This window comes from Limobrevibacterium gyesilva (assembly GCF_025989185.1).
GTDB lineage: Bacteria > Pseudomonadota > Alphaproteobacteria > Acetobacterales > Acetobacteraceae > Limobrevibacterium > Limobrevibacterium gyesilva.
Genome location: NZ_JAPDNT010000021.1, coordinates 64,739 through 79,408, shown reverse-complemented (window position 1 = coordinate 79,408; position 14,670 = coordinate 64,739). Strand labels below are relative to the sequence as shown.

Sequence of the window (14,670 nt, the reverse complement as noted above, 5' to 3'; positions counted from 1 at the left end):
ATCCGCGGAGCCGCCGCCGATGCCGGACGCGACCGGCAGGTTCTTGGTCAGCACCAGACCGGCCCGCGGCACCACGCCGGCCTGCCCGGCCAGCGCCCGCGCCGCCCGCAGCACGAGGTTGTCGGACTCGGCCGCCAGCGCCGCCCCGAACGGGCCGTCGACGGCCAGCGACAGGGTTGCGGCCGGCGCGGCGCGCAGCAGGTCGCCGACCGGCGGGAACACGGCGAGGCTGTCCAGCAGGTGATAGCCGTCGTCACGGCGCCCGACGACATGCAGGTACAGGTTCACCTTGGCCGGCGCGGCCTCATGCAAAGCCGTCATGTGCCAGGCTACTGGACCGTCTTCTCGCCCACGGCCGACGACCCGGAATGCTGGGTCTGGTCGCCCTCGCGCAGCTTCGCCTGCAGCTTGCTTACCTCTTCCGGCTCGGGCTTGAGGTTCAGCGAGCGGCGCCACTGGTACTGCGCCTCCAGCTTGCGGCCGGCGGCCCAATAGGCGTCGCCCAGATGCGCGTTGATGGTCGCGTCCTCGGGCTCCAGCTCCACCGCCCGTTCCAGGTATTTCACCGCGCCGCGCACGTCGCCCTGGCGCAGCACCACCCAGCCCAGGCTGTCGGCGATCTCGCCGTCGTTCGGGCGCAGCTCGGCGGCGCGCTCGATCATCTGGCGGGCGCGGGTCAGGTTGCGGCCCTGCTCGGTCCAGGAATAGCCGAGATAGTTCAGCACGAAGGGCTGGTCGGGGAACAGCTCCAGCGCCTTCAGGAAGTCCGCCTCGGCCCGCGCCCATTGATGCGCGCGGTCGAGCGCGATGCCGCGATTGTAGAACAGCGGCCAGTTCACCCGGGTGGGATTCGCCACCAGCGCCACCGCGTGGTCATAGGCCACCACCGCTTCGGCGAAACGGCGCTTGGAGCGCAGCAGGTCGCCCTGCAGCGTCAGCGGGTCCGGCCGGGTCGGGAACTCCTTGGCCAGCTGGTCCAGCATGTGCAGCGCTTCGGTGGTGTTGCCCAGCCGGTCGGTCAGCGCCGCCTGGCGCAGCCGCACCATCGCATACAGCGGGTCGCTGGCAGGCACCGGCGACAGCACCGCCAGCGCCCCTTCGGGGTTGTTCCGCGTTTCCTGGATCTCGGCGCTCAGCAGGCGCGCCGCGGTCAGGTCGGGCCGCAGGTCCAGCGCCAGCTGCAGCAGCACCACCGAGAACTCGGCGGCGTCCTGCGACCGCAAGGCGGCCGCCAGCGCCAGATACGCCTCGGCGATGCCGTCCACAGGGTTGCGGACCTGCCGCGCCGCCACCGCCATCTGCAGCGCCGGCAGCGCGATGATCATCTCCGGGCTGTTGTCGCCCACGGCCTTCAGCGTCTCGCGCGCATCGTCGGGAAAGCCCTGGCGCGCCTGCCAGCTCGCGAGCAGCCGGCCGAGCTGCAGGTTGGTGCTGCCGAACTCGCTCTGCGCCACGCGGTAGAGCCGCGCGGCCTCGGCGGTGCGCTTGCCGAGATCGGCGATGAGGGCGGCGTGCAGCGCATACATCGCGCGGAAGTGCTGGCCCTGCACCAGCGGGGCGAGCGTGGCCAGCGCCGCGTCGGTGCGGCCCTGGCCGGCCTGCGCCCAGGCGACCAGCAGCGGCTGCAGCAACTGCATCAGGCCCTGGCGCGGCAGGGCGGCGAAACGGTTCTCCGCCTGCTCCCAGCGGCCGGCCTTGGCGTCGCTGTCGGCCAGCAGCAGTTGCGCGGCCTGGTTGTCGCTTTGCAGCGCCGCCAGCCGCACCGCCTCCGGCCGCCCGGCGAGCAGACTGGTCAGGAACGCCTGTTGCCGCAGCTCGACATTTCCGGGATCGGCCTGCAGCGCGCGCAGGAACTCGTCGGCCGCGTAGCCGACATCGTTCTGCGACGCGGCGAAACGCCCGCTGAGGAACGCGGCGGCGACGCCGGGCACGTTGAGCCGCGTCGCCGGGCCATACGGCCCACGCGCGTCGCCGGCGACCGACGCCGGATCGGCCGCCGCACAGGCGGACAGAAGCGAGAGTGTCAGGAGAACGGTGCGCCGAAGCGAACGAACATGCTGCATTGCCAAAGTCTACCAGTGCATTCGGGGTAACGCCACGTCACATAGCCGCGCACCGCGCGGCTGCGCAGAGGGGGCTGGGCCATCACCGGCTACGCCCCCGCCAGCCGCCCCTTGGTCTCGATCCGGTCGCCCGGCGCCAGCATCGCTCCGCGTTGCAGCAGGCTGGCCGCGGCCATGTCGTGCCACAGGACTGCGCGCAGGAACAGCACCGCCAGCCGCGCCGTGCGTTCGTGATAGGTCGGCTCGTTCCAGCGCGCCCCTGCCGCGGGCTCGCCGGCGAAGCTTGCATGGGTGGCGCCGGCCAGCACCGCCAGCACGCCGGGGGCGGCGATGGTGTGGAACGGGATGGTGCGATCCTCCGGCGTGGCCGCGTCCACCACGCCGCTGTCGCGGGTGCCGGTCACGTGCAGGATCGGCGCGGACACCCGTGCGAACGCCGATCGCGCCGGCAGCAGCAGCGGCGGCACCGGCGACAGCGCGATGCCGGCCGCGAGCCGCCGGTCCGGCAGCGCCAAAGGCCGGCCCTCGCCCAGCAATGCGACCCCCGGCAGCGCCTCGCCGAGCATGTGCGTCACCGTCCAGGCGCCGAAGGAATGGCCGGCGATCGCCGCCCGCGCCAAGTCCAGCCGCCCGCGCCAGGCCGGCTGGCGCGCCAGCTCGTCGAGCGCGAACGCCACGTCGTACAGCCGGTCCAGCGCGTTGCGCACGTCCAGCACCGACAGCGCCATCGCCACGGCCGGCCCGGCGCCGCTGCGCAGGACCCCGGAATCACTGCCATGGTGCTGCAGGTGCACGACGACAAAGCCGGCCTGCGCCAGCGCGATGCCGAGATAGGCGAGCCCGTCGCGCGAGCCGCCGAGCCCGTGCGACAGGATCGCCACCGGCGCGGGCGCCCCCGGCGTAGGCATCGTGTCCGGCAGGCGGATGCGGACCGGAATCGTCCGTCCGCGCGCGGGGTCGCGCCATTCCTGCAACAGATCCGCCGCCTCCGCCCTGGCCGCCCGTGCCAGGGCAAGCCAAGGCAGGCTGCCGATCACGCCGCGACGGGTGAAGCCTGTGTCCACTGCGCGCAGATGGGGCGTGCCGGCCGGTCCGCAAGACGTCCGCCATGCCGCAGCTTCGCCATGATCGCGACGCGAATCCGGCCCTTTTTCGCGCCCAGAGTGTGATCCGCATCGCAGCCGCGGCGGGTTCTCCTGCGTAGACCCAAGCTGCCGCGATGCCGCCGTACCGACGCCTCGGAGCGAGGAGTAGCCGCCATGCACACCGCCCCCCTGCCCTTCCCGGCCAACGCCGCCTTCCCCGCCGCCGACCCGCCGGCGCCGGCCCGGGACGAAGCGGCCTGCCGGCCGGCGCGCCCGGTGCCGGTGGGCGCCTGGTCCGCCTATCTGCAGCGCGTGCTGCCGCCGCTGGCGCCTGGACAATCCTGCCGGGCGGCCTGAACGCCGCGCGCGATCACGAAAAGTCTAAGCCGCGCACAGACAGCCGTGATTTGGCCGGGGGAACAGTTCCCGATAGGAAAGGATTATCCGGGCGCGACATGACCCTGCGCCGCGGCCATCACGATCTGTCCAGCGCGGGAGCAACGTCATGGCACTTCCCCAGAGAGCGGGCGCGGAATTCCTTGGTACATTCTGGCTGACCTTTGGCGGCTGCGGCAGCGGCGTGCTGGCGGCCCAGTTCCCTGAGCTCGGCATCGGTTTCGCCGGCGTGGCACTGGCCTTCGGTCTCACCCTCCTGACCATGGCCTTCGCGGTCGGCCATATCTCGGGCGCTCATTTCAATCCCGCTGTGACCATCGGCGTGTGGGCCGGCGGCCGGTTCAAGGCGGGCGACATCCTGCCCTACGTCGTCGCCCAGGTGGCCGGCGCCATCGTTGCGGCGGCCGTGCTCTACCTCATTGCCAGCGGCAAGCCGGACTTCGCCGTCGGCGGCTTCGCCGCCAACGGCTACGGCGAACTGAGCCTCGGCAAATACTCGCTGCTGTCATGCCTGCTGATCGAGGTGGTGTGTACGTTCTTCTTCCTCATCATCATCCTCGGCAGCACGTCCGCCCGCGCATCCGCCGGGTTCGCGCCGATTGCCATGGGCTTCGCGCTGACGCTGATCCACCTGATCTCGCTCCCCGTCACCAAGACCTCGGTCAACCCTGCGCGCAGCACCGGGCCGGCGCTGTTCGCCGGCGGCGCCTATATCGGGCAGCTCTGGCTGTTCTGGCTGGCGCCGATCGTGGGCGCGCTGCTGGCGGGCTGGGTGTCGAAGGCGTTGCAGCCGGAAGAGTGACACCAACGTCCGGGGAGAGGCGACCAACCGGCCGCCTCTCCCCGTGCCCGCCTACTCCGCGGCCTGTGCGTACGCTTCCAGCGGCGCGCACGTGCACACCAGGTTGCGGTCGCCATAGACGTTGTCCACGCGCTTCACCGGCGGCCAGTATTTCGCCGCCGCCACCCAGGGCAGCGGGAACGCCGCCCGGGCGCGGGAGTAGCCATGCGTCCACGCCTCCGCCATCACCTCGGCGGCGGTGTGCGGCGCGTGCTTCAGCGGGTTGTCCTCGGGGTCGAGCCGGCCCGCGGCGATGTCGGCGATCTCCTGGCGGATGGTGATCATGGCGTCGCAGAACCGGTCCAGCTCGGCCTTCGATTCGCTTTCGGTCGGCTCGATCATCAGCGTGCCCGCCACCGGCCAGGACATGGTCGGGGCGTGATAGCCGAAATCCTGCAGCCGCTTGGCGATGTCCTCGACCATCACGCCCGCCTCGGCCTGGAAGCCGCGGCAGTCGATGATGCACTCATGCGCCACCATGCCCGAGGGCGCGGTGTAGAGGATGGGGTAGTGCGGTGCGAGCCGCCGCGCCACGTAGTTGGCGTTCAGGATCGCCACCTCCGTCGCCCGGGTCAGCCCCGCCGGCCCCATCATGCGGATATAGGCGTAGCTGATCGGCAGGATCAGGGCGCTGCCGAACGGTGCCGCCGAGACCGGGCCGTAGCTGGTCGCCGGGCCGGCATCGGCGCGCAGCGGGTGATTCGGCAGGAACGGCAGCAGATGCGCGGCCACCCCGATCGGCCCCACCCCCGGCCCGCCGCCGCCATGCGGGATGCAGAACGTCTTGTGCAGGTTCAGGTGGCACACATCGGCGCCGATCGCGCCCGGGCTGGTCAGGCCCACCTGCGCGTTCATGTTGGCGCCGTCCATGTAGACCTGCCCGCCATGGTCGTGGACGATGCGGCAGATGTCGCGGATGCGCTCCTCGAACACGCCATGCGTGCTGGGATAGGTGATCATCAGCGCCGCCAGCCGGTCGGCGTGCTGCGTGGCCTTGGCCTCCAGGTCGGCGACATCGACGTTGCCGTCGCGGTCGCAGGCCACCACCACCACGCGATAGCCGGCCATCGCAGCGCTCGCGGGGTTGGTGCCGTGCGCGCTGGACGGGATCAGGCACACGTCGCGCGCGCCGTCGCCGCGGCTCTCGTGCCAGGCGCGGATCGCCAGCAGGCCGGCATACTCGCCCTGGCTGCCGGCGTTGGGCTGCAGCGACACGCCGGCGAAGCCGGTGGCCACCCGCAGCCATTCGGCCAGGCGGTCGATCAGGGTCTTGTAGCCCTCGGTCTGGTCGGCCGGCGCGAACGGGTGGATGTCGGAGAAGCCCGGCAGCGTCACCGGAATCATCTCGGCGGTCGCGTTCAGCTTCATCGTGCAGGACCCGAGCGGGATCATGCTGCGGTTCAGCGCGACGTCCTTGTCTTCCAGCCGCTTCAGGTAGCGCAGCATCTCGTGCTCGGCGCGGTAGGTGTTGAACACCGCCTGCGGCAGGAACGCGGACTGGCGCTGCAGCGCTTCGGGAAGGCCCGCCGCCGCCGCGCGCATGTCGCCGCCCAACAGCACCGCCAGACGGGCCAGATCCTCGCGCGTCACCGTCTCGTCGAGCGCGATCGCCACCCCGCCGGCGTCGATGCGGCGCAGGTTGAAGCCGGCCTTGAGGGCCGAGGCCATCAGCGCGTCGGCGCGGCTGCCCGCCTCGATGGCGATGGTGTCGAAGAAGGCGTCGTGGCGCAGCGCGAAGCCGCCGCGGCGGGCGGCATCGGCCAGGATGCGCGCCTGCAGATGCACGCGCCGGGCGATGCGGGTGAGGCCCTCCGGCCCGTGCCACACGGCGTACATGCCGGCCATCACGGCCAGCAGCACCTGCGCGGTGCAGATGTTGCTGGTGGCCTTCTCGCGGCGGATATGCTGCTCGCGCGTCTGCAGCGCGAGGCGCATGGCGGGCGCCCCGGCGGCGTCCTGGCTGACGCCCACGAGGCGGCCGGGCATGGCGCGCTTATAGGCATCCTTGGTGGCGAAGAATCCGGCATGCGGCCCGCCGAAGCCCATCGGCACGCCGAAGCGCTGCGCCGAGCCCACCACCACATCGGCGCCCATCTCGCCGGGCGGCGTCAGCAACGCGAGGCTCAGCGGATCGGCGGCGACAATGGCCAGCGCGCCGGCCTCGTGCGCGGCGGCGATCTCGGCGCGCAGGTCGCGCGCCGCGCCGGTGCTGCCGGGATATTGCAGCACCAGCGCGAACGGCTTCGCGGCGGCGACGGCAGCGGCGTCGCCGGGGGCCACATCGACCAGCCTGATGCCCAGCGGCCAGGCGCGCGTGGCCAGCACCGCGCGGGTCTGCGGGTGCAGGTCGGCGGCCAGCGCGATCACGTCGCTTTTCGCCTTGGCCACGCTGTGCGCCATGTGCATCGCCTCGGCCGCCGCGGTGGCTTCGTCGAGCAGCGAGGCGTTGGCGATCTCGAGCCCGGTCAGCTCGCAGATCATGGTCTGGAAGTTCAGCAGCGCCTCCAGCCGGCCCTGCGCGATCTCGGCCTGGTACGGCGTGTAGGCGGTGTACCAGCCGGGGTTCTCCAGCACGTTGCGCAGGATCACCGGCGGCGTGTGGGTGCCGTGATAGCCCATGCCGATCAGCGACTTCTTCAGCACGTTGCGGCTGGCGAGCGCGCGCAGCTCGGCGATGGTGCCGGCCTCGTCCACCGGCGGCGGCAGGTCGAGCGCCTGCTGCGCGCGGATGCTGCCGGGCACGGTCTTGGCGGCCAGGTCGTCGAGCGTGGCCGCCCCCAGGACCTGCAGCATGTCCGCGATCTCGGTGTCGGAGGGGGCGACGTGGCGGTCCACGAAGCTGTCATCCGCCTCCAGCGCCGCGAGCTCTTCCAACACGCTCGGGGCGGGCTGGCGGGTGGTGGAATGCGGCATCAAAGCGTCTCCAGGAATGCCTTGTAGGCGGCCTCGTCCAGCAGCGCCGCGAACGCGGCCTGGTCGGCCAGGGCCAGCTTGAAGAACCAGCCGTCGGCGGTCGGCGCGCGGTTCACCAGCGACGGGTCGTCCACCACCGCCTGGTTGTTCTCGACCACCTTGCCGGCCAGCGGCGCGTACACGTCCGACGCGGCCTTCACGCTCTCCACCACCGCGCAGGCCTCGCCTTCCGCAACCTCGCGGCCGGGCTCGGGCAGTTCGACGAACACGATGTCGCCCAGCGCTTCCTGCGCGTGGTCGGTGATGCCGACGACGGCGATGCCGTCCTCGAGGCGTACCCACTCGTGGTCCTTGGTGAAACGGGTCTGGGGCATGCGGAAAGATCCTTCAGCGGACGTAGCGGTGGGGAACGAAAGGGGTGGGGGCGACGCGGGCGGGCAAAGGCTTGCCGCGCACCAGCAGCGACAGCTCGGTGCCGTCGGCGGCGAGGTCGCGGCGCACATAGCCCATGGCGATCGGCGCGCCCAGCGTGGGGCCGAAGCCGCCGGAGGTGACGTGGCCGACCACGCCGCCATCGGCGCCGACGATCTCGGTGCCGGCGCGCGCGGGGGCCCTGCCGTCGGGGCGGATGCCCACGCGCAGGCGGGCGGGGCCGTTCTCAAGCATGGCGCGGATCGGGCCGGCGCCGACGAAATTCCATTCCATCCTGCGGCGCTTGCCGATCACCCAGGTCAGCGCCGCCTCGACGGGGTTGGTGGTCTCGTCGATGTCGTTGCCGTACAGGCACAGCCCGGCCTCCAGCCGCAGGCTGTCGCGCGCGCCCAGGCCCGCCGGCATCACCCCGGGCTGCGCCAGCAGCATGCGCGCGAAGGCGTCGGCGAATTCCGCCGGCACCGAAATCTCGAACCCGTCCTCGCCGGTGTAGCCGGAGCGGGAGACGAAGCATTCGACACTGTCCACGGTGATCGTGGCCACGCCCATGAACGGCATGGACGCCACTTCGGGCGCGACGCGCGCCAGCACGCCCACGGCGGCCGGCCCCTGCAGCGCCAGCAGCGCGCGGTCGTCGTGGCGGGCCAGCTTCACGTCGTCGGGCAGGTGGGCGGCGATATGGGCGAAATCCACGTCCTTGCGACTGGCGTTCGCCACCAGGAACAGCCGGTCGCTGCCCGTGTTGGCGACCATCAGGTCGTCGAGGATGCCACCGGACGCGGTGGTGAGGATGGTGTAGCGCTGGCGGTGCGGCTTCAGGCCGGCCATGTCGCCGGGCACCAGCGCCTCCAGCGCCGCGGCGGCGTCTGCGCCGTACAGGCTGGCCTGGCCCATATGCGAGACGTCGAACAGCGCCGCCTTGGCGCGGCAGTGCAGGTGCTCGGCCATGATCCCGGCCGGGTATTGCACCGGCATGGCATAGCCGGCGAAGGGCACCATGCGCGCGCCCAGTTCCCGGTGCAGCGCGTCGAGGGGCGTGGTTTTCAGGTCGGCATCGTCTGTGGACAAGGTCTGGCTCCGCACACGGATCGCCCGCCGGCGGGATGCCGGAGAGGAAGCCCCCCTCTGTCGCGGAACCTGAGAGATTCGGGCAACCCTGCGCAATGCGGCCAGGGGGCCCTTACTCCGTCGGTGCGGCCCCCATCGCAATCCACGGCCGGGGGCCGGCTTTCCAGAGATCCTTACTCCCGGGGCGGTCCTGGGTGCCTGAGCGTTTCCGGGGGCCGGTTGCGCCTTCGGCGGCAGCCCCCTTGTCGTCGGCAAGGGAACCGCGCTCTCCCGCACGGGATATTCCGAATACCCGCACCATGGCCGATCCGGCCGTCCGGTTCAATCGCGAACCGGCGGCCGGGCGACGCTTCAGCGCGGGCCCTGGGCGCGGTTGAACTGCAGCTCGTCCGGCGTCAGGCGGAAGCTGACATAGATGGTGTAGGCCGCGGCCGGCTTGTCGGCGGTGCTCGGGAACAGCATGTCGATCGGGTCGCCGGCGGCGCGGACCTGGTCCACGTTGGGCGGGAAGTTGGCGGCGATGACGTAGTCCTTCTGGTCGATGATCCGGTCGCCGTCCATCACCGTCACCAGATAGGGCACCTGCGCCGCCCGCCCGCGCGAGGCGGGTCCGCGGGTCAGTTCCACGCTCACCTGGATGGTCGTCGCCACCGTGCCGCGCTCACCTGCCTTGCAGGAACCGGGCACCGCGACGATCCGTCCGCTCAGCACCATGTCGGTGACGTCGTGGCCGCGCTCGTTGAAGCGGGTGATGTCGGACGCGTCCTTCAGCAGCTTCATGTCCGGGCATTGCGGGGCGAACACGTCGGCCTTGGGGCCGCAGCCGCTGAGCAGCGCCGCGCCCAGGAAGGCTGCCGGCAGCGCGGCGCGGCCAACGGGCCAGGGTCTTGCGGGAGGGGGCGGCGCCATCAACCTCTGGTGCACCAGGTTTCGGGTCCTCTCGGGCGTCCAGAACGGCATCCGCAACTCCAGTTCGGGGTGGTCATTGTTCGCGACAGCAAGGGGGGGCATAGTGCGGCGCGCCATCCCCATGGACAACATGCAGCACACTTCGGACGATAATCCCAGCCTCACCCTGGCGCCGCGGCCCGCGGCGAAGGCCAGCCTGCGCATCCTGCTGGCCGGCCCGCGCGGGTTCTGCGCCGGCGTGGACCGCGCCATCCGCGTGGTGGAGGAGGCGCTGCGCCGCTTCGGCGCGCCGGTCTATGTGCGCCACGAGATCGTGCACAACCGCACCGTCGTCGAGCAGCTTGAGCGGCAGGGCGCGGTGTTCGTGGACGAGCTGACCGAGGTGCCGGAAGACGCGCAGGTGGTGTTCTCCGCCCATGGCGTGCCGAAATCCGTGCCGGCCGAAGCCCAGCGCCGCGGCCTGACCTATCTGGACGCCACCTGTCCGCTGGTCTCGAAGGTGCATCGCGAGGCCGAGCGCCACTTTGCCGGCGGCGGGCCGGACAGCCATCACATCCTGATGATCGGCCATGCCGGCCACCCGGAGGTGGAAGGCACCATGGGCCAGCTGCCGCCCGGCGCCATGACCCTGGTGCAGAGCGTCGATGAAGCCGCGACGGTACAGCCGGCCGACCCCGGCCGCCTCGCCTTCATCACCCAGACCACCCTGTCGGTGGACGACACCGCCGAGATCGTCGCCACCCTGCGCGCCCGCTTCCCGGCCATCCAGGGGCCGAAGCGCGAGGACATCTGCTACGCCACCACCAACCGCCAGGCCGCGGTGAAGACGATCGCGCCCGAATCGGACCTGGTGCTGGTGATCGGCAGCCCGAACTCCTCCAATTCGCAGCGCCTGCGCGAAGTGGCCGAGCGTGCCGGCGCCCCGCGCGCCATCCTGCTGCCGCGTGCCGACCAGCTCGACTGGTCGGTGCTGGAGGGCGTGCGCACGCTGGGCATCACCGCCGGCGCCTCCGCCCCCGAGGTGCTGGTGGAGCAGTTGCTCGACCGGCTGCGCGAGCGCTACGAGCTGGCGATCGAGGAAAAGAGCGTGACCACCGAGGACGTGGTGTTCAAGCTGCCTGCCCCGCTCGCCTGCTGACGCCCCGCCGCCTTACGACAGGACCCGCGCGCTTCGCATGGCCGTCTACACCGAGGTTTCCGACGACGCGCTCGCGGCGTTCCTGGTCGACTACGACATCGGCCGGATGGTCGCCTTCCGCGGCATCGCCGAGGGCGTGGAGAACAGCAACTTCTCCCTGCGCACCACCAATGGCGACTACATCCTGACGCTGTACGAGAAGCGCGTGGACCCGGCTGAGCTGCCCTGGTTCCTGGGCCTGATGGAGCATCTGGCCGGCCGGGGCATCGTCTGCCCGCAGCCGGTGCGCGGGCGCGACGGCCAGGCGCTGCGCCAGCTCTGCGGCCGCCACGCCGCCATCACCACCTTCCTGCCGGGCGTGTGGCCGCGCCGCGTGCGGCCGGAGCATTGCGCCCCGGTGGGCGCCGCGCTGGCCGCCTTGCACCAGGCCGGCGCCAACTATGCGCCCACCCGCCGCAACGCCCTTGGCCCGGCCGGCTGGCCGCCGCTGCTGGCGCGCAGCCTGCCCGGCGCCGACCAGGTGCAGCCCGGCCTGGGCGAGGAGCTGCAGGCGGCGCTCGACCGCATCCTCGCCGCCTGGCCCACATCCCTGCCCGTCGGCCACATCCATGCCGACCTGTTCCCCGACAATGTCTTCTTCCTCGAAGGCAGGCTGTCGGGGCTGATCGACTTCTACTTCGCCGCGACCGACATCCTGGCCTACGACCTCGCCGTCTGCATCAACGCTTGGTGCTTCGAGCCGGATCTTTCGCTCAACGTCACCAAGTCCCGCGCCATGGTCACGGCCTATGACGCGGCGCGCCCGCTGTCGGCGGCCGAGCGCGCGGCGCTGCCGGTGCTGTGCCAGGGGGCGGCGCTGCGCTTCGCGCTGACGCGGCTGTACGACTGGATCAACACGCCGCCCGGCGCGCTGGTCACGCGCAAGGACCCGCTGGAATATGTCCGCCGCCTGCGCCAGCATCTGGCCGCCCGGGACGCACACGCCTATGGCCTCTGACTTCGACACCACCGCCGCCGACGTGGTGGAGGTATGGACCGACGGCGGCTGCAAGCCCAATCCCGGCCCGGGCGGCTGGGCCGCGATCCTGCGCTACAAGGGCCGCGAGCGCGAGCTGACCGGCGCCGAGCCGGAGACCACCAACAACCGCATGGAACTCACCGCGGCCGCGGCGGCGCTGGAGGCGCTGACCCGCCCCTGCCGCGTGGTGCTGCACACCGACAGCGAATACCTGCGCAACGGCATCACCCGCTGGCACCAAGGCTGGGTCCGCCGCAACTGGCGCAACGCCGCCGGCGACCCGGTCGCCAACATGGACCTGTGGCGCCGCATCCTGGACGCCGCGAAGGCGCACGAGATCGAGTGGAAATGGGTGCGCGGCCACGCCGGCGACGCAATGAACGAACGCGCCGACGTGCTGGCCACCGCGGCGCGCGAGGCGCTCGGACGCTGAGCCGCAGGCCAAACGACCCGGGCGCCGTAACGGCCACGGCACCCGGACCATTTCCCAAGAGTTCTATTGTCAGTCAAAAATAAACTGGCTACGAAATCATCGGGTTCGTCATGCTGGCAAAAGAAAGGACGCCCGATGAGACAGCTCAGTGGCCTGGCGGCCGCCCTTGCCGGTGCGGTATGGGCTGCCGGTGCGCTTGCCGCCCCGGTCGTCGACCAGCAGTACGTGTTCTCCTACCCGGCCGCAAGCCCGCCCTACGCCAGCGGCGGCATCGCCGGGAGTGCGCCCCCGTTCGAATACACCCATGCCCAGACCTTCACGGTCGGCCTCTCGGGAGAACTGGCGGCGGTGAGCCTCCAATTCGGCCAGTACAACGGCACCGGGGGTGATTTCGTGTTCCGGATCCTGCCCACCGTTTCGGGGATCCCGGCCCTGGATTTCAACGATGCCCTGGCATCCGTGACGATACCCTACGCCTCGTTCCCGACCTTCAGCTTCTCGGCCCCGACGCCTGCAACGACGATCGACTTTTCCGCCCTGGGTCTGCATGTCACCGCGGGTGACGTGCTTGCCATCGCGGTGAGCGCGACCGGCGGCGCCCAGGGGGCCTGGGACATCCTTTTCCCGGGCGGATACGCGGAGGGTTCCGCGTACTCTTCGTACGGTGGGTCGGCGTGGGCGCCTCAGGTGCGACCGGTCGGCAACGATTCGCTTTTCGCCGATTTCGCCTTCACGACCTATGTCGACCCGTCACCCAGTCATGTTCCCGAGCCTGCGTCGCTGGCCGTGCTCGGGACAGCGGTGCTCACCGCCGGACTCGCGCTGCGCAGCCGCCGCCGAGGGTAACGCCGACATCCCGCCAATACCGATCCCGGCCGGCGCGCGGTCCTGCGTGCGTGCACCAGGTCAGGCCCGGCGCCACCAGCGTGCCGGATGCGTCGCCGCACGGTCGATCCCGCCATCGCGGTAGTCGATCGCCCGCGCCGCGAAGTCGCGCCAGCTGGCATCGAGCTCGCCCGCCGACCAGTCGTACTGGTGCCCCCACCGGCGCGCCCGGTCATGCACCCCCAGCCCCCCGGCCAGCTCGCGGTGCCGCGCGGCGAGGTAGGCGAGGCCCATGTATTTGTAGTGCAGGTTCACCACCTCGTCCGTCGCCGGATAGACCACCTGCCCGGCCGGCATCGCGGCGTGCCGGCCCACGACGTAGTTGGTCGCCTCGATCCGGTTCGGGTCGAACAGCGACAGCTTGTTCATGTCGGCATGCGGCGCGCCCATGCGGTGCGTCGAGGCCAGATGCACGCCAGGCTGCGGAAACGCGTCGGCGATCATCTGGAAGCCCAGGGCCGGCAGCGCGGTCACCCCGGCGGCCTGGCAGCGCGCCAGGTAGCCGCGCATTCCGTCGGGCGCATCGGGATGATGCAAATGCTCGTCGATCGCGGTCACCACCACCCAGTCGGCGCGGCCGCGGCTCTCCTGCCAGAAGGCATTCTGCAGCAGGGTGGCGGAGGCGACGAACGAGCCCTCCACGCTGCGCACGAAACGACGGGTCTCCACTTTCGGATGGGCGGCGACGATGTCGAGCGTGGCGTCCGTCGAACCGTCGTCGAACAGCACGTAGCGGTCGACCCATTCGTCGTAGTGGCGAAAGAAGAGCGGCAGCATCCGCGCGTCGTTCCAGCAGAGCGCATAGAGCCAGACCGTCATGCCGGGAGCGCTGTTGCGTTGCGCGGTCGCACCGGCGCCTTGCGCGCGACCGGCTGCGCGGGGTGCCCGGCGACCGTGGCCCCGTCCGGCACATCGCGCCGCACCACGGCGCCGGCGGCGACCACCGCCTCCGCGCCGATGCGCACGCCCGGCAGGATCACCGCGCCGGCGCCGATCATGGCCGCCTCGCCGATCGATACCTGCCCGGCCGCGACCACCCCCGGCCCCACCGAGGCGAAGGCCCCCAGCTCCAGGTGATGGCCCAGGCTCGCGCCGCGGTTGATGAAGGCGAAGCGGCCGATGCGCGACGCCGCGCCGATGATGCAGCCGGCATTGACGTAGACGCCCTCATCCAGCGCGATGGCGCGCGGCAGCACGGAGGTGGGATCGACCAGCGCCGGGAACGCGCGCGCGCCCAGCGCCGCCGCGTGCTCCTGCGCCAGCCGGCGGTTGGCGGGCGAAAAGATCGGCAGCACCACCGCCGCATGCGGGTCCATGCCGCAGGCGGCCGGAACGATGCGCGCGGGGTCTGAGGCGTAATCCGGCCCCGCAACATTCTTGACCACGGCCGTCACGGTCCAGCCGCGCCGCGCGCAGGTCTCCTCGACATCGACAATGACCGGGGAGCCCGATCCGAACAGGATGACGTTGGACATGCGGCTCCGTGCAG

General features: G+C 71.4%; 15 protein-coding genes and 1 riboswitch. Of the genes, 6 read left to right on the top strand and 9 right to left on the bottom strand.

The window, feature by feature from the left end; translation table 11 throughout:
• From OL599_RS18850 to OL599_RS18840, 3 genes are all read right to left on the bottom strand, one after another.
• The coding region (locus tag OL599_RS18850; protein WP_456306708.1) for a GHMP family kinase ATP-binding protein at nt 1-321 on the bottom strand (321 nt) is incomplete at its 3' end.
• Nucleotides 322-329: 8 nt separating this feature from the next.
• Nucleotides 330-2,063: a tetratricopeptide repeat protein gene (locus OL599_RS18845; protein ID WP_264715433.1), complete on the bottom strand. Its 1,734-nt coding sequence runs from the start codon at nt 2,061-2,063 to the stop codon at nt 330-332.
• An 89-nt stretch (nt 2,064-2,152) separates the two neighbouring features.
• Entirely contained in the window at nt 2,153-3,127 is a 975-nt protein-coding gene (locus tag OL599_RS18840) for an alpha/beta hydrolase family protein (RefSeq protein ID WP_264715431.1), read from the bottom strand.
• A 195-nt stretch (nt 3,128-3,322) separates the two neighbouring features.
• On the opposite strand from OL599_RS18840, the gene OL599_RS18835 reads away from it, so the two are divergent.
• A complete protein-coding gene (locus OL599_RS18835) occupies nt 3,323-3,505 on the top strand; it encodes a hypothetical protein (RefSeq protein ID WP_264715430.1) in 183 nt (60 codons plus the stop codon).
• Nucleotides 3,506-3,653: 148 nt separating this feature from the next.
• Nucleotides 3,654-4,346 carry an aquaporin Z gene (aqpZ, locus tag OL599_RS18830; protein WP_264715429.1) on the top strand — a complete coding sequence of 231 codons (693 nt, stop codon included), beginning with the start codon at nt 3,654-3,656 and terminating at the stop codon, nt 4,344-4,346.
• Between the two features lie 51 nt (nt 4,347-4,397).
• Here the strand turns inward: aqpZ and gcvP are convergent, their stop codons facing one another.
• The 4 genes from gcvP to OL599_RS18810 form a co-directional block, all read right to left on the bottom strand.
• On the bottom strand, nt 4,398-7,298 hold the full coding sequence (gcvP, locus tag OL599_RS18825) for an aminomethyl-transferring glycine dehydrogenase (RefSeq protein WP_264715428.1): 2,901 nt from the start codon (nt 7,296-7,298) through the stop codon (nt 4,398-4,400).
• Nucleotides 7,298-7,672, bottom strand: coding sequence for a glycine cleavage system protein GcvH (gene gcvH, locus OL599_RS18820; protein ID WP_264715427.1), 375 nt, complete (start codon nt 7,670-7,672; stop codon nt 7,298-7,300). The genes gcvP and gcvH overlap by 1 nt, the downstream gene beginning before the upstream one ends.
• A gap of 13 nt (nt 7,673-7,685) precedes the next feature.
• A complete protein-coding gene (gene gcvT / locus OL599_RS18815) occupies nt 7,686-8,798 on the bottom strand; it encodes a glycine cleavage system aminomethyltransferase GcvT (RefSeq protein ID WP_264715426.1) in 1,113 nt (370 codons plus the stop codon).
• A 175-nt stretch (nt 8,799-8,973) separates the two neighbouring features.
• Nucleotides 8,974-9,081: riboswitch (glycine riboswitch) on the bottom strand.
• Nucleotides 9,082-9,149: 68 nt separating this feature from the next.
• Nucleotides 9,150-9,758 (bottom strand): hypothetical protein, encoded by a 609-nt coding sequence (locus OL599_RS18810; protein WP_264715425.1) that lies wholly within the window; start codon nt 9,756-9,758, stop codon nt 9,150-9,152.
• Between the two features lie 79 nt (nt 9,759-9,837).
• On the opposite strand from OL599_RS18810, the gene ispH reads away from it, so the two are divergent.
• The 4 genes from ispH (at nt 9,838) to OL599_RS18790 (ending at nt 13,142) form a co-directional block, all read left to right on the top strand.
• Nucleotides 9,838-10,845: a 4-hydroxy-3-methylbut-2-enyl diphosphate reductase gene (gene ispH / locus OL599_RS18805; protein ID WP_264715424.1), complete on the top strand. Its 1,008-nt coding sequence runs from the start codon at nt 9,838-9,840 to the stop codon at nt 10,843-10,845.
• 37 nt (nt 10,846-10,882) lie between these two features.
• Complete coding sequence (locus OL599_RS18800; RefSeq protein ID WP_264715423.1) at nt 10,883-11,842, top strand: homoserine kinase; 960 nt, start codon at nt 10,883-10,885, stop codon at nt 11,840-11,842.
• Nucleotides 11,832-12,296 (top strand): ribonuclease HI, encoded by a 465-nt coding sequence (gene rnhA / locus OL599_RS18795; RefSeq protein WP_264715422.1) that lies wholly within the window; start codon nt 11,832-11,834, stop codon nt 12,294-12,296. Before OL599_RS18800 ends, rnhA begins: the two co-directional genes overlap by 11 nt.
• A 135-nt stretch (nt 12,297-12,431) precedes the next feature.
• A complete protein-coding gene (locus OL599_RS18790; RefSeq protein ID WP_264715420.1) occupies nt 12,432-13,142 on the top strand; it encodes a PEP-CTERM sorting domain-containing protein in 711 nt (236 codons plus the stop codon).
• A 60-nt stretch (nt 13,143-13,202) separates the two neighbouring features.
• On the opposite strand, the gene OL599_RS18785 is transcribed toward OL599_RS18790, so the two are convergent.
• Together OL599_RS18785 and OL599_RS25935 are read right to left on the bottom strand one after the other, a co-directional pair.
• The gene (locus OL599_RS18785) at nt 13,203-14,000 is read right to left on the bottom strand and encodes a glycosyltransferase family 2 protein (protein ID WP_264715419.1); all 798 of its coding nucleotides are present in this window, start codon (nt 13,998-14,000) and stop codon (nt 13,203-13,205) included.
• A complete protein-coding gene (locus OL599_RS25935; protein WP_283949815.1) occupies nt 13,997-14,656 on the bottom strand; it encodes a DapH/DapD/GlmU-related protein in 660 nt (219 codons plus the stop codon). The genes OL599_RS18785 and OL599_RS25935 overlap by 4 nt, the downstream gene beginning before the upstream one ends.
• Between the last annotated feature and the right edge of the window lie 14 nt (nt 14,657-14,670).

Coding starts and splice junctions, on each gene's coding strand:
- OL599_RS25935 (WP_283949815.1), bottom strand. CDS start 14,656: ATGTCCAACGTCATCCTGTTCGGATCGGGCTCCCCGGTCATTGTCGAT.
- gcvH (WP_264715427.1), bottom strand. CDS start 7,672: ATGCCCCAGACCCGTTTCACCAAGGACCACGAGTGGGTACGCCTCGAG.
- OL599_RS18785 (WP_264715419.1), bottom strand. CDS start 14,000: ATGACGGTCTGGCTCTATGCGCTCTGCTGGAACGACGCGCGGATGCTG.
- OL599_RS18810 (WP_264715425.1), bottom strand. CDS start 9,758: ATGCCGTTCTGGACGCCCGAGAGGACCCGAAACCTGGTGCACCAGAGG.
- aqpZ (WP_264715429.1), top strand. CDS start 3,654: ATGGCACTTCCCCAGAGAGCGGGCGCGGAATTCCTTGGTACATTCTGG.
- OL599_RS18790 (WP_264715420.1), top strand. CDS start 12,432: ATGAGACAGCTCAGTGGCCTGGCGGCCGCCCTTGCCGGTGCGGTATGG.
- rnhA (WP_264715422.1), top strand. CDS start 11,832: ATGGCCTCTGACTTCGACACCACCGCCGCCGACGTGGTGGAGGTATGG.
- ispH (WP_264715424.1), top strand. CDS start 9,838: ATGCAGCACACTTCGGACGATAATCCCAGCCTCACCCTGGCGCCGCGG.
- OL599_RS18845 (WP_264715433.1), bottom strand. CDS start 2,063: ATGCAGCATGTTCGTTCGCTTCGGCGCACCGTTCTCCTGACACTCTCG.
- gcvP (WP_264715428.1), bottom strand. CDS start 7,298: ATGCCGCATTCCACCACCCGCCAGCCCGCCCCGAGCGTGTTGGAAGAG.
- OL599_RS18800 (WP_264715423.1), top strand. CDS start 10,883: ATGGCCGTCTACACCGAGGTTTCCGACGACGCGCTCGCGGCGTTCCTG.
- OL599_RS18835 (WP_264715430.1), top strand. CDS start 3,323: ATGCACACCGCCCCCCTGCCCTTCCCGGCCAACGCCGCCTTCCCCGCC.